The organism is Thermoplasma sp., assembly GCF_023256435.1.
Classification (GTDB): Archaea; Thermoplasmatota; Thermoplasmata; order Thermoplasmatales; family Thermoplasmataceae; genus Thermoplasma.
In genome coordinates this window covers 19,017-33,333 of the sequence record NZ_JAGDXM010000040.1, presented here as the reverse complement: position 1 = coordinate 33,333, position 14,317 = coordinate 19,017, and the positions used below count along the sequence as shown (strand labels likewise).

The following is a 14,317-nucleotide window of genomic DNA, read 5'->3' as shown; positions in this document are numbered from 1 at the left end:
AGATGTCTCTTCGATGAAAGGAAGATCCGATGCTTTAGCTTAGGAGTAGCTCACAAAGATCTATCATCCTCTGTTATTTTTTTATCAAGGCTCTCTTCGATCTTCTTCAGAAGCTTGGTGAACTCGTCTATCTCTTCCCTGCTGAAAGAACTGATCGATTCCCTGATGAAATTGATGTATATGCGATGACTCTCAGTTAGAACCTGCCTTCCCTTTTCTGTGATTTCCACGTTTACTACCCTCCTGTCTGCTGAGTTCCTGGATCTTTCTATGAAACCTCTGCTTTCAAGATCGTCAAGCACGCCCGTTATCCATGCTGGAGTGACAAAGTTCATCTCTGCAAGCCTGTTCACATTTGAATTTTCCTCGGAAAGGTGGTGGAGTATTCGCACCTCTATGGGCTTCAACTGCATGATCTGGAGACTATCCTCCATACGTTTCTTTCCAAGTATATAAACTCTGGCAAAATGATGCCAGATATCCATCAATGTCTCGCAATCCTCTTCCATCATTTCTTTCCATCCCTCATTACTTCAACCTGTGCTGATACCTTGGTTTCCGTCTTTTCTTGGATCTTCTCCTTAAATTCTGTGTCTTCGCCGTAGATGAATCTCTTTCCTCTGAATGCCGACAGTAGAGCAGCTATTACAAGAATTCCTGCACCGGCATAGAACGATGCATGCAGAGCTTTCATGAATGCTGGAGCAAGCGCCAATGGGAACCAATGCGTACCTTCAAGGATCGAAAGTGATGCCGGGCTTATGAGTGAAGAAAATGAAGAGGGTAGAAGACCGAGTATGGTCGCCATTGGGTTATATCCAAGGAAAGCTGAGAACAGTGCTGAAGTGGCAGGTATCTTGTCGAATACAGGGATGAGAATAGATGCTCCAGCAGCAGCCAAAGCCGTGTTGAATGATGATGAGAGATACGATGTAAGAGTGATGAGTACTATTGAGAAGAATATACCCATACTGGCAGTCTGCCCAGTATTTTGCAGCGTAGATCTCATACCTGACCCTGTGCCACGGTAGTGAGGGGGAAGTGAGTTCATCACTGCGGTGATATTTGGAGCTCCAAATAGTCCCATGCCTGATCCCATCATGAACAGTGTTGCGGCGAATGGAGGATAGCTAAAGTTGTACGGGAATAATGTAAGAAGTATGAACGCCACGGCACCGACGATCATTCCTAGAGTTGTCAGGAACCTGGCGCCTATTCTATCCGATAGGGCACCACTTATAGGGCCAAATATTACGAAGCCTGCCATCATGGGTATCGTGTATATTCCTGCCCAGAACGGGACGGATGAATAGGAATATCCATGGAGAGGCAGCCATATACCCTGCAGCAGTATGATGACCATGAACATGACCCCGCCCATTCCCATGGACTGAAAGAATCCGGCGAAATTACCGAACGTAAAGCCCCTGTATTTGAAGAGATGCATGTCAAACATGGGCTGATCCACATGAAGTTCGATGAACGGAAAAGCTATGAGCATGGCGGCCCCAGATATCATGGATGCCATGACCCATGGATTTGCCCATCCCATGCTTGATGATCCATACGGCATCAGACCATAGGTTATGCCTATCAGTATAAGCGTCAATCCAGCTGCAAAGGTGACGTTACCTGGCAGATCGATCCTTTCATCTTTTCTCCTGACGGACTGATCCTTGAGCTTCAGATAGGACCATATTGTACCTAGTGCACCTACAGGAACGCTGACAAGAAAGACGTAGCGCCAGTTTATCGTGGCCAGTATTCCACCCACGATCAGACCTATCAGCGATCCGGCCAGGGCTGCGATCTGGTTTATGCCCATAGCCTTACCCCTCTCGTTTGATGGAAATGCGTCTGTTATTATCGCAGCTGAGTTTGCAAAGAGGAACGATGCACCGATAGCCTGTATCATTCTGAAGACGATGAGATACAGCGCAGCCGTTGTTCCATGACCTGGAGTAAGGAACAGCAGTATGGAACCCGCAGTAAATATGGCAAACCCGAAATTGAACAATCTAACTCTGCCATATATATCAGAAAGCCTGCCAACCGTAACAAGAAGGACAGCGGTGACGACCATGTATCCCATCAGGATCCAGAGGAGATACTGGAACGACGAAGGCAGGAATGGGTTCAGGTCTATACCTCTGAATATGGCTGGCAACGAGATCATAAGAATTGTACCGTTAATCGAAGCCATAAGGACTCCAATGGTTGTGTTCGAGAGCGCAACCCATTTGTACTGAACCATAATCGTGGATAGAAAACTCTTATAAATACTTAATCAATTAATTATTTGTTAATTAATTATCGGAAAACATTTTATATGTATATTAAATTCAGGAATATGCTTTCAAAGACGGCAAGCATTGCGATAAGCATAGCTGTTTTAATAATGTTTGCGGCTATGACCTATGAAGTCACAGGTCATTCTTCCTCATCCACTTCTGTCAGCGTATCAGGTAAAATGACCGTAAAACCTGAACTAAAAACAGATTATATTGAAAAAGTCAACAATTCGAGTTATTACATATATTTCGTAACTCCATATACGCAGAAGATAACGCTGAATTTTACATTGAATTCCAGCTCTGATCCTGTGTATGCTTACGACATAGCTCCACTGAACAGAAGCGCGTATGTATGGGAGAACATAACCTACATAAACTCCACCGGAAACTATATCGAGATCACAAATGCCACCACGACTCCACAGACCTATAACGTAACGCTACTCGTGAATCAGCAGGCTGTAAGATCGATGGAACCTGGCATCCCATATCCTGATACTATCATATTCATCAACGCTGCAGGCGCATCAACGTACTTCGTAATTTTACTCATGCTTCCACCGGAAAACTTAGCTCAGTAAGAAAATTTAATAATAACGTGATGGACATAACCGATCGCCAGATGAAAAGTGATCATGAAGATGTCAACAGAAGACGCGATCTCGGAGTTCATCTTACACCGGAAGAGATATTTCAGAGATACATTTATCCAATGATATCTGATAAATTATATCACTATGCGTGGATGGATCTGTTCTGCGGTGAGGGGAACCTTATCCTTCCAATGCTCAATTATATACCATATAAAGATCGCGTGTCATTCTTCTCGAAACACATCTACATGTTCGATATACAGGAAGAAATGATAGAAAGAGTTGTAAACAGATTAAAAGAATATGGTATACCTGAAAATGTTGCGTTAAGAAATATAAGGAAAAACGACTCAATTGCCAATTATCCCAAAATAGAATCCGATTTTCCACCTTTTCACATAACAAATCCGCCCTACCTCTATATAGGTTATATCGTCAAAAGGAAGATTGAAAGATTGATGAGATATTTCGATTCTGAAAATTCTGGGCTTCAGGATCTATACCAGATAGCTCTAGCAAACGATCTAAGGAATGGCATAGAGAATATGATATACATATTGCCAACAAATTTCATATTCTCAGAAGCTGGATCGAACTTCGCAAGAGGGATGATATTGAGTTCTTACACCATCAAGGAAGCCATATTATTTGAGAGGCGGATATTCTACCATACAGGCATGAACGTGGGCATATTCCATTTTTCCAAGATTATGGGTAATAATGATTATATAAATTTCAAGGCAAGAAAGATAGGATCATATGAGAGGAGTATTACGTATTCATTGAAGAGATCGAACGGTTACAGGGCTGGTGCAGGTTTCGACGATTACGTCAGATCGCACCGCAGGGAAGGCAACTTCGACGCAGAATTCTATCTTCACTATGAAGACCTTCTAATGAATTCCGGAGAAAATGAGGTCTTGCTAGTCAATTCCAAGGATTACGACGGCAGGGGATATAGGATTGATCGCTTTCTTGTAAACGAGTGGATGTATTCCAGAATAATGAATAATCCGCTGTTCGTCAGGACAATCGACAGTGGAAGATGGGATGGGAGGGCCGGACTCTATTCAGTTCGCGATGTCTTTGATGCCGATGGGGTTTATGTAAGAGGCCAGACGTACAGAACGAATCCAATACAGATATTTCTCAGACCAGAGATCGATGCAAACATGGCCCTAAAGCTTGGAAAGGTATTCAATGAAAGACTTGAGATGCTGAGGCAATCTTTTGACAGCGATTTCATGACCACGTACAAATATACAGATTCCTCACCATATATAAGGAAATATCTTGGCCTGAAGCATGTCAGAAATCTCATCAACACCATATCGCCTGCAGATCTAGAGGGCCATTAATAATTTTGGACAATATTTAACAAGAAAATCCAAGAGCCATTTTCGAAGGCATCCAACATAAGGTATCATGCGGTCCGATCAAAATTGACATCTGTCTTTTGAATGTAAATGCCATTATTGCTATATACAGATTCGATTTAACCGAAAAAAATCGTAAAAAATTTACAGTTAACTTTTTATAATGCCACAAATTTTATTATCAATGCCTGAACGATTTGTTGAAATGCTCAGGGACGAAAACGGCAAGATCATTGTAAGAATACCTGCGGAGACTGTGAGCTATGCCAATCTACGCGGAAACGGTGATGAATATCTGCTCGTACATCTAGTCAAGGTGTTCGATCCCCATCTAAAATTACCGACCCACAGCATAGATGAGAAGGCCATCTGCCGCACGGTGACCTTCAAGGACAGTCGGGGTTATGACCACATAGGTCTGGAGATACCCCAGGAACTTGTAAAAGATTACGACATGAAGGCCGGAGAATATATCGAGGCTGTAATAGAACATGCAGTTTTAAAGGATAAGATCGCCGCCGTTTATCCAAATCTAGAGATATTGAACCAGTACCCATATTGGTGGAGAAAGATTGGGGAATGAGATGGTGGATGAGGCCTCATTGAAGATCCATAGAATGCGATTGCAGGCAGATGCTTAGCTGAAATTGCATATTTCATTCCACCTGATCTAAGGTAGAGTCTATTCTCAATATCTCAAACGATACCCGCGAAGCATCTATGGCCTCCTTGACGCTCTTTTCCCTCTCCGTCATCCTCGAGTTTCCAGTCTTTATCTCCATGAACACTATTGATTCCACCTTCCCTGAATCAAGCCCATTGAATACAACCAGATCTATTGGCGTGCCTATGAACCTCACATCCCTTGGATTGTACTTGAAATTTGGAAAAAATGGTGCCAGCTGTTCCGTGACCTTTCCAGCGACAACCTCTTTGCTCTTCTGAACGGATTCCCTCCGCGCTTCGTCTATCCGTCGTTCCAGATCCTCCTTCATCCTCTGTGCTTCTTCCCTCATCGCCATGGCTTCGCTGAACGTGGAGTTAGCTCTTTGCAGCGTTTCCTGGATCTGGGATTCCTTTGCTAGGAGCCTCTTCCGGAGCGATTGGAGTTCGAAATACAGTATCAGGACGATTAGTATTAGAATAGACGAGAGGGCTCCAAGAAGAAGAAGTATATTCATCAATTTCCATAGGGATTATCTAAATTTATACATTATGCTGGCAGATCATCGGAACAATGCGATGTCATCTGCAAGATCTACACCGAAGATCGCCTGATGCGGCCTTAAGCTTTCTAGCCACTTCTGACTTGTATGTGCGCAATACGTGATCTATTTTTTCCTTATCTCATCTAGTATCTTTTTCGCATTCGTCATAGATATGTCCTTTTCCTCAAGCATCCTAGCCACGACACGATCGATCTCGTCCCCAACTGCTCCGACGGACATTGCAATGTTTCTGGAATGCAGTTCCATATGCCCTCTCTGTATACCTTCTGTCGCAAGTGCCCTCAATGCGGCAAAGTTCTGGGCTAGACCGACAGCAGCAAGCACACCGGCAAATTCCCTTGAATCCTTAACCCCGAGGATCTTCATTGCTATCCTTGCCTTGTCGATGCTTCTCGTTGTGCCTCCAACCGTGCCGACCGCAATCGGGATCTCGATCGTTCCAACGAGATCACCATTCTCGTCTTTTTCATATCTTGCCAATGGCCCATAGCCATATAGTGCTGCATAGGAATGCGCGTTTGCCTCGGCAGATCTCCAGTCGTTCATGGTTGCCATGAGGACTGCGTCCACTCCATTCATTATTCCCTTGTTGTTGGTAGCCGCCCTGTATATATCAATGGCGGCCATGTGATATGCATCTATTATGGTGTTAACCGCCTTCTCTCCGATTATGTCCTTGGAAAAAACCGCAGAAGCGTATGCTATTCTGTTTCTGGTCAGATTGCTCAGTATCCTCAAATTGACGCGGCCGCCTGTTATCCTTTCGATTTCCGGTGCTATGTATTCGCACATGCTATTTATCACGTTTGCACCCATGGCATCCCTCACATCAACTATAAGGTGAACTATCATCATCCTGTATGGATTCTCGAAGATCTCAACCTCGATGTCTTTTGCCCCAGCATTCATGGATGACAGAGTTCTGCTCCTTGTATTCGCCATCTCTATTATCTTCTGCTTCTCCTCAAGCAGTTCTATCTTTGCTCTATATGGCGTCGGAACATCTAAAACCTGTATTTCTCCAATCATCAACGGATCAGTAGCGAAGGCCTTGAAACCACCCTTCTTCCTCGCCACCTTTGCGGCATTTGATGCAGCGGCAACCACTGACGGCTCCTCTATCGCCATCGGAATCAGATAGTCCCGATCATTTATCCTGAAGTTTACAGCTATCCCCATGGGCAGCTCTATGGTTGTTATAACGTTCTCAATGATCTTGTCGGCCTTTTCAATGGGCAGCGATCCGTTCTTCTTTAGAATGGAAACCTCTTCTTCTGTCAGATCAGAAAATTCCTTCACAAACTGGAGACGTTCATCCACGGACAGTTTATAGAAGCCGGAGATGTCAGATGTTTTCATATACAATGATAGACAAACCTTATAAAAAACTGTTCATATATGAATCCCAATGCATCTTGCTTTGAAGGATCAATCGGCTGTGATCGCCGATCGCTGTCTCCTTATGGCGATCCCGTTTCTTATGGATTCGTAGGAGATGTAAGCCATCGGTGCTATCATGACCAACATAGCGATGCGGATCGTTGCGATCTGGGCTATGTAGCCGAATGCAGCAGGGAGTGCAAGATTAAGTATGTTGAATATTATGTTGAATGTGGCAAATGCTATTGATATTTCTGATTTCTGCACCGATGAGGACACGCTCATTGTCGCTATTGGATAGATGGAACCGTGAGGGAATCCAAGCAGAATCATTGAGATGACGAATTCGTATGGATTGCGGCTCAGTGTCAGAGCAACAAAACCCACGATGGTGAAGGCCAGCGATACGAACATGAGCCTGTAGCGGTTTTCAGGCGGGTGGAATGACATGGAAAGCCTCGTGATCATGGATACAAAGAAAAACGATGTCAAAGCATAAAAGAACATGGCTGGCGATAGACCGGAATAGTATTTCGCTATGAGGCTGCCATAGGTCATAATTATAACAAAGGGGAAAGAGTAGGTCAGATTGCCATAGAACCCGAAATTGAATCCGCGATTCCTGAACAATCTGGGTATAGTTCTTATTATGGTCGATGTTGATATATTTCTCCTCTGGCTCCCATCATCGATCTTGATCTTCGCTGCCAGTATCAGCATAAGCAAGGCCGATATGAGGGGAACCGGGAAGAAGTAGAGAAAGAGATCACGCACTGAAACCGATATCGAAGAGAGTAGAAATCCCTGCATGAAGGTACCTGCGATCAGGCTTATGGAGAGAGCAGAGGTATAAAAGCCAAGAACGTTATCCCTTATATCCTCGTATGCAAGTGAGATCATCGTGAGTAATAGCGGCGGGACGAGGCCCATCGATAGACCATCCACAGCAGCTATCGCGGCAACCTCCCATATATTCTGCGCTAGATAGAACAGCGGAAGAGAAAGCGCCATAACGAAAAGCGATGCCGCTATCGATACGGCTATTCTTGAAGCCCGTATCCTCCCGTTGAGGAACAGGTTTGCCAGCAGACCGGTCACTGCGTACATCACTACAGGCAACGCCGTGAGGAATGTGGACGCCAACAGCGTGAACTTTGCAAGTACTGGTATTGATGTCATCAGCATGTTCGTGGTCATCCTCATGGTAAACGTAACCGCAAGTATCAGCAATATTGACAATACAGCAGATCGTGAGAATTTAGGCATATTTCGATCTCCGTTATCACATCCCAGGAAATATAGTTTTCTATTAAAATATTGATATCTAAATATTTGTCTTAACTTTAATTGATTTTGATTTTGAAATAGCTATCAGAATGCGCAATCATATCATGAATTTCTCTACTCTTCGAAGCGTATCAGAAAAGCATTTACATATTGGTATAACGTAACCTCTTGATGGCAGATCTATCCACCTCCATAGCGGGCATCAGGCTTGAAAACCCCCTCATGCTGGCATCTGGTATACTTGATGAAAATGGATATACCATGCTAGATGTGATGAAAAATGGCGCCGCGGCTGTTGTAACTAAATCGATAGGAAATGAGGAGAGGGATGGCTATTCCTCGCCCATAATAGTGGAATATGGAGACAGCCTGATCAATGCGGTGGGTCTATCAAATCCGGGTATAGACAATTTTGCTGAAGAGATCAGAATAGCAAAACAAGCAGGGAAGCCCGTGATAGGAAGCGTATTTGCATCAGATGCGGATGGCTTCACATCCCTTGGATTGAAAATGCAGGAGTACGGTTGTGATGCTGTTGAACTCAACCTCAGCTGCCCGCATGTTAAAGGTTTTGGTCTTGAGGTCGGATCCGATCCTGACCTAGTCGAAGATATAGTTAATGAGATCAAATCAAAGTTGAAGATCCCCGTGTTTGCAAAGCTCAGTCCGAACGTATCAAACATACTGGATATTGCTAAGGCCGCAGAGAAGGCTGATGCGTATGTGCTCATAAATACTGTAAAGGCCATGAAGATCGATATAAGGGCAAGATCGCCTGTTCTGACGAATGTCTACGGTGGGTTATCCGGACCAGCCATAAAGCCTGTGGGAATCAGATATGTGTATGAAGTCAAGAAGGAAACTGGAAAGGAGATAATAGGCGTTGGAGGTATAGCCAGCTTCGAAGATGCAGTCGAATATATAATGGCAGGTGCTTCGGCTGTGCAGATCGGCACAGCACTTTACACTAAGGGCAAAGGAATATTCAGGGATATAATATCGCAGATGAACACGTTCATGGATGACGAGGGCTTTGGTAGAATATCCGATATGGTGGGGGTAGCGATAAGATGAACAGAATCACCGTGGAAAGGGTAAAAGACGAGGCGAAGAACGTAAGAACCTTGTTCTTCAGATGGGATCAGAAGATTTCGGCAGGACAGTTTGTGATGGTATGGCTGCCTGGACTCGGTGAAATACCGATGTCTCTCTCATACATAGGTTCTCTGAAAGGTATAACCGTGAAGGCTTATGGAAAGGTGTCTCAGGCGATGATAGAACTTCAGCCAGGAAATGAGTTCTTCATACGTGGTCCATATGGAAACGGGTTCCAGGTCGAGTCTGGCAGGAAACTTCTAATAGGCGGTGGTTCCGGAATTGCATCGCTTCTTCCCATAGCAGATTCAGAGACGGATGCCATAATCTCTGCGAAAACCCGTGATGAGATCATATTCGCAGACCGTTTTCCTGATAGCAGACTGTTCCTTGCGACGGATGATGGCAGCGCCGGTTTCCATGGTTTCCCCCACGATCTCCTGGATCGCATGGATCTGTCCGTGTACAGGAAGATATATGTGTGCGGGCCTGAGCAGATGCTTTACAGGGTTATGCTGAAACTCAGGGACAGACATGTCAACGCTGAATTCTCCCTTGAAAGAACAATGAAATGCGGCATCGGGATATGCGATTCGTGTTCAGTGGGCGGCCTACAGGTCTGCAAACAGGGGCCAGTATTCAGCATAGAACAGCTCAAGGATAATCCGGAGTTCGGAATTTACCGAACAACATATTCTGGAAAGAGAATAAGCCTAAATATGAAATGAAATCTTGATTTATGGAAGAAAGTTTTAATTCACATTGGTGGATGTTGCAGTATGGAGAAGGTGCTCTCACTCAAGGAGATCCCTGATTTTATAATATCAAGCATTCAGAAAGGATCATCTTCATATGTGCTAGTTGGGGATAACTTCATAGGAAAAAAGGACATTCTGGAGATACTGCTGAAATCTCTGGAGAAACTCGATTACTTTGTTGTCTCCGAGGCTGCTCCTCCAATAGGCGAGCTTTACAGGAATCAGACCGTAAACGCAATAATGGATAAACTCACATCCAAAACTGAGAGTAGAGACAGAAATGAAATAATAAAGGAATTTGACGAATTTGTCAAGAACAACAGGAAAAGGATCGTGGTTGTGGTATACGGAATGGAGAGGCTCACAATAGAATCGAAGAACATACTGCTCTATATGTGCAGATCAACGCGGAACAGGAACATGACCTTCATAGGAACGTACAGTACAGATGATGTTGAAGATTACGATAGATTCATAAATTTCATAGCGTGTGAGGATTACATAAATATACTGAAGATAGAAAAACCCAGCCTCGATGATATAGTATTTTTGACAAAGAAGATGGGTTACAAGCTACCGGAGAACTTTGTAAAGGAGATCGCCAGAATAACAAACTTCAATATGGATAATTTTCGCTATGCTCTGAGGTATTATAAAGACCTTGGCCTGATAAACGAAAAAAACGAAATAAATGAGGTGTCCTTCCGCTATTTTCCTGTTCCACCCACCACTGAGATCTACTACGAACGCGTTCTCAAGAATCTGACGGAACTTCAGAGGACGATGATACAGATAATGGCTTTAGTTGGAAGGGATCTCACTCTGGAGGATCTCTCTTCACTTCTAACCAAGCCTAAGTCCGATCTGCTCGAGATGATGAAGAGCCTTGAGGCGTCTGGTGTGATAAGATTCGTCAATGGTGTTGTGAGATACGACAATGATAAGATCAAGCAGACTGTGATACGAAATATATCAGAATCAGAGAAAGAATACATAATACAGAGAATGTATGAGACAGATTTTTTCAGATCTCTGAATGAAGCCCAGAAGATACATATATTGAGACAGGGAGGACGCCTGAACGACATAATGGAGATCATAGAGCAGGCTGGAGAAAAGATAGTGGATATGTACGGTTCTATAGATGAGGCAATAGAGGATCTGGAGTTCGTCTTTGGAAAAGACAGCAAATCACCGGCAGCATACGTTCTCTGCCATGCCTATTACAGAAAGGGGGAGCTGGAAAGAGCGCTAGAATGCTACAATGCATACGATCACGACAGCCTCACCGTGGTTATGGATGTATCTAGTATTCTCATATCGAAAGGTGAATATGATAGAGCCAGCGAGCTACTTGATAGTCTCTCTGGAAAGCTCAATGATGAGAGGGGCGAGATATCGCTCAAATATAAGAAGGCGTCCATACTTTACAGAAGAGGAGATTACGATGCCGCAACGGATCTTCTCCAGGATGTTCTGATCAGGTCGAGGAAGATGGGCCTGAAGGATATGGAGGCAGGAGCCCTGAACCTGCTCGGCGGTATAGACATGGCGGAGTACAGATACGATGATGCCCTGAGGAAATATGGTGAGGCCCTGGAGATAAACAGGGCCATAGGCAACTACTCCGAGGTCGCAAGGAACCTCAACAACATATCCCTCATAGATGTGTATACGGGCAAGTATGATCATGCAATAAGTACCCTCAAGGAGCTGATCGAACATACCTACACCACGGGGGATCTGATATCCAGGCTCTACGCCGTGTACAATCTCTCCGAGATATACTACGTAATCGGCCATCAGGAATATGCTGAGGGATACATACCGCTTATGCTGAGGATACTGGACGTCACCGGAGAAAAGCGTGTTGCCTACCACATACACAGGTTCCTTGCACTCTATTACACAGGTCTTCTGGATTTCAAACTGGCAAGAAAGTATGCCATGCTCGCGGCTGAAGAGGGTGCAAATGAAGAACAGTCCTCTATGGCCAGGATATTCACGCAGATGATATCCAGCATTGCAGATGGCGGATCAGAGGTATCGGAACAGGAGATAGAGAAAAATGTGTACAGAGATGATTATGCCAGCACATTCTACATAGCACTCTCTTACTATTTCTATCTGAAGGGAAATAGCGATCTTGCCATGAAGTATATGGAAAAGGCTGATCAGGCAGCATACCATATGAACATTCCATATGAGATAGTGAATGCATCGTTCCACAGGGCGTTAATGTACCTGTTCACAGATAATATTGAGGAATTCAGAATGTACTTCGATAAGATGCCAAAACCTCCGACAAATATCGAATACTATGATGCATGTTATTCCATATTCGGCAATATACGCAGCGAGAACTATGACGGCATAGTGTCTTCAAGGTATAGAATAATCGAGGAGGATCATCTCCACGGATCGCTGAAATCCATGCTTCCAGTGCTTCTGAACGCATTTGCGCTTTACAGATTTGCCGGCAAGGATGAGGATCTCAGGCACATAATCAGCGTAACGCCTGAACCGTTTGTGGAATCTCTGAAGAAGTTAACACGTTATTCTCAGACTCAATGATCATCCTTGCAATACCCTTTTCCATATAATCAATGCTAGTTGCGTCATTCAAGGCCCGAATGCTTCTATCCTTCAGCCGTGCGATGTGGTAGTGAACGGCCATTATGAAGGGATCCCTCTGAGATTCGGTCTGCTTGTAGAATTCCGTGAATTTATCCAGCATAAATTTCCTGTATATTTCGGCTTGACCGTTGCGAAGCATATCCAGCAGGGCATCGCCTATACGCCCCTTGGATAGTAGGTAAAAGGATCTACTGTTTCCGTTCAGATCCTTTAGATTTCTGTCCAGGTGATCGAAGTGGGATGTGTATAGGCCTTCGATTATTTCCTGCGGAACCCTGTCATCAGCCATCTTCCTGATCAGATCGCTCATTTCCCATGTCATCACAGATTTTCCGTACATTTCTTTCAGAAATCTCACAGAACCGTAGAATCTCTCAGCGAGCGAATCTGGGAATCTAACCCTGTCGTCCTTCTTATCAGAAGAGGCTATGCGATCTATTGATGGCATCAGATCCGCAGCTGCCAGCACATCGCCGATCTTGATGTCGCTGATGAGATGCCATATCCTCATCGACAGACTCTCAGGAAAACGGGAAACGGCGTAATCCGCCGTCTTTCTTAGTTCATCGAATCTTCCAGATTGGTAAAGTAGGGACATCTTATAGTAGAACAGAACCTGATCCTCTTTCTCCGTTAGAATTGCGTCTATGATCCTGATTGCTTCCGCGTATCTCTTAAGCGTTATGAGGATACGTATTCTTTGCAACTTGTCATAACATGGATCAGGCACATTGGTAAATTATTTTCAGAGGTAAATAGATTCTCTGTATTCATATATGTATCAGGTTACGTAAGTGAAACCAGATACCTGTATACCGGCACGAGCAGGCTTGATCTTCAGGCTTTCCCTGCCCTTATTTATCGAACGATATGTCTGGGTGTCCATGGCTATGCGTATCTGCTGATCACCAAAGAAGAGCATGTTGTCCGGAACCTGATCCTCTAGTGATGCGTCTATCTGCCTTATTATCTGACACATGCCATCCTGACATGGCCCGTTTTCCATTCTGGTGCGCAGGACAAGGTATCTGTTTCGCATCGTTTCGCTCAATTCATCGTCGATCATCAGGACACCGGATCCGACACGGATCTTTATCCATGCCATGCCCAACACCTAATCCTTCTTCCCGTACTTCTCCTCGTACATCTTTATTGATACCTGTATTTCCTTCAGCGCCGCGTCCTTTCCTTCCCAGCCCAGAACCTTGGTCTCCTTCTTCTCGAGAAGCTTATACGTAGAGAAGAAATTGGCGATCTCATCAAGCAGGTGTGCATTGACCTCCTTGATGTCCTTTATATTGTTCACGTTCGGATCCTTGTCGAAGACCGCCAGTATCTTATTATCTGTCTCGCCCTGATCCAGCATCTTCATCATACCAATAGGCCTGACCTTCATGATGGCACCCGGGAATGTTGGCTGCGATATCAAAACCATGACATCCATAGGATCGCCGTCGTAGTACAGGGTTCTGGGAATCAGGCCATAGTCCACGGGATACACAACAGATGAATAGAGAACCCGATCAACTAGCATTCCTGGGAATTCCTTGGCTATCTCATATTTTACCCTGCTTCCTCTCGGGATCTCTATAATTGTATAGATCTCTTCTGGTGGCTTTGGACCCACCGGTACCGAATGATATAAACTCTCCATATTCTTCGATTGCT

At 44.4% G+C, this 14,317-nt stretch carries 13 protein-coding genes and 1 pseudogene; 6 read left to right on the top strand and 8 right to left on the bottom strand.

Going from position 1 to position 14,317, the window contains the following annotated elements:
• Positions 1 to 50: 50 nt before the first annotated feature.
• Both Q0C15_RS05220 and Q0C15_RS05215 read right to left on the bottom strand, forming a co-directional pair.
• Positions 51 to 512 (bottom strand): MarR family transcriptional regulator, encoded by a 462-nt coding sequence (locus tag Q0C15_RS05220; protein WP_297217064.1) that lies wholly within the window; start codon positions 510 to 512, stop codon positions 51 to 53.
• Positions 509 to 2,254 (bottom strand): MFS transporter, encoded by a 1,746-nt coding sequence (locus Q0C15_RS05215; protein ID WP_297217062.1) that lies wholly within the window; start codon positions 2,252 to 2,254, stop codon positions 509 to 511. Before Q0C15_RS05215 ends, Q0C15_RS05220 begins: the two co-directional genes overlap by 4 nt.
• A 96-nt stretch (positions 2,255 to 2,350) precedes the next feature.
• Here Q0C15_RS05215 and Q0C15_RS05210 point away from each other — a divergent pair, with 96 nt between their 5' ends.
• The 3 genes from Q0C15_RS05210 to Q0C15_RS05200 all read left to right on the top strand — a co-directional run bounded on the left by Q0C15_RS05210 (position 2,351) and on the right by Q0C15_RS05200 (position 4,846).
• The gene (locus Q0C15_RS05210) at positions 2,351 to 2,875 is read left to right on the top strand and encodes a hypothetical protein (protein ID WP_297217061.1); all 525 of its coding nucleotides are present in this window, start codon (positions 2,351 to 2,353) and stop codon (positions 2,873 to 2,875) included.
• Positions 2,876 to 2,916: 41 nt separating this feature from the next.
• Complete coding sequence (locus Q0C15_RS05205; RefSeq protein WP_297217059.1) at positions 2,917 to 4,245, top strand: SAM-dependent DNA methyltransferase; 1,329 nt, start codon at positions 2,917 to 2,919, stop codon at positions 4,243 to 4,245.
• 202 nt (positions 4,246 to 4,447) lie between these two features.
• Positions 4,448 to 4,846 (top strand): hypothetical protein, encoded by a 399-nt coding sequence (locus Q0C15_RS05200; protein ID WP_297217057.1) that lies wholly within the window; start codon positions 4,448 to 4,450, stop codon positions 4,844 to 4,846.
• 73 nt (positions 4,847 to 4,919) lie between these two features.
• On the opposite strand, the gene Q0C15_RS05195 is transcribed toward Q0C15_RS05200, so the two are convergent.
• The 3 genes and pseudogenes from Q0C15_RS05195 to Q0C15_RS05185 form a co-directional block, all read right to left on the bottom strand.
• The gene (locus tag Q0C15_RS05195) at positions 4,920 to 5,444 is read right to left on the bottom strand and encodes a Holliday junction resolvase-like protein (protein WP_297217055.1); all 525 of its coding nucleotides are present in this window, start codon (positions 5,442 to 5,444) and stop codon (positions 4,920 to 4,922) included.
• 150 nt (positions 5,445 to 5,594) lie between these two features.
• Positions 5,595 to 6,863, bottom strand: a pseudogene (locus Q0C15_RS05190) (hydroxymethylglutaryl-CoA reductase, degradative); the annotation flags it as partial.
• A gap of 57 nt (positions 6,864 to 6,920) precedes the next feature.
• The gene (locus Q0C15_RS05185; RefSeq protein WP_297217053.1) at positions 6,921 to 8,138 is read right to left on the bottom strand and encodes an MFS transporter; all 1,218 of its coding nucleotides are present in this window, start codon (positions 8,136 to 8,138) and stop codon (positions 6,921 to 6,923) included.
• A 192-nt stretch (positions 8,139 to 8,330) separates the two neighbouring features.
• On the opposite strand from Q0C15_RS05185, the gene Q0C15_RS05180 reads away from it, so the two are divergent.
• From Q0C15_RS05180 to Q0C15_RS05170, 3 genes are read left to right on the top strand one after another with little or no spacing between them, the layout of a single operon-like run.
• Complete coding sequence (locus Q0C15_RS05180) at positions 8,331 to 9,233, top strand: dihydroorotate dehydrogenase (protein WP_297217051.1); 903 nt, start codon at positions 8,331 to 8,333, stop codon at positions 9,231 to 9,233.
• Complete coding sequence (locus Q0C15_RS05175) at positions 9,230 to 9,982, top strand: dihydroorotate dehydrogenase electron transfer subunit (RefSeq protein WP_297217049.1); 753 nt, start codon at positions 9,230 to 9,232, stop codon at positions 9,980 to 9,982. Before Q0C15_RS05180 ends, Q0C15_RS05175 begins: the two co-directional genes overlap by 4 nt.
• A gap of 51 nt (positions 9,983 to 10,033) precedes the next feature.
• Positions 10,034 to 12,586, top strand: a complete 2,553-nt coding sequence (locus Q0C15_RS05170; protein ID WP_297217047.1) for a lipopolysaccharide assembly protein LapB — start codon at positions 10,034 to 10,036, stop codon at positions 12,584 to 12,586.
• Here Q0C15_RS05170 and Q0C15_RS05165 read toward each other — a convergent pair.
• Genes Q0C15_RS05165 through Q0C15_RS05155 form a run of 3 tightly spaced genes read right to left on the bottom strand, consistent with a single transcriptional unit; the run spans position 12,519 to position 14,303 of the window.
• On the bottom strand, positions 12,519 to 13,379 hold the full coding sequence (locus Q0C15_RS05165; protein ID WP_297217045.1) for a hypothetical protein: 861 nt from the start codon (positions 13,377 to 13,379) through the stop codon (positions 12,519 to 12,521). The two genes, Q0C15_RS05170 and Q0C15_RS05165, sit on opposite strands and share 68 nt — an antisense overlap.
• Before the next feature lie 51 nt (positions 13,380 to 13,430).
• A complete protein-coding gene (locus tag Q0C15_RS05160; RefSeq protein WP_297217043.1) occupies positions 13,431 to 13,754 on the bottom strand; it encodes a hypothetical protein in 324 nt (107 codons plus the stop codon).
• Between the two features lie 9 nt (positions 13,755 to 13,763).
• Positions 13,764 to 14,303 (bottom strand): inorganic diphosphatase, encoded by a 540-nt coding sequence (locus Q0C15_RS05155; protein WP_297217041.1) that lies wholly within the window; start codon positions 14,301 to 14,303, stop codon positions 13,764 to 13,766.
• Positions 14,304 to 14,317 lie beyond the last annotated feature (14 nt).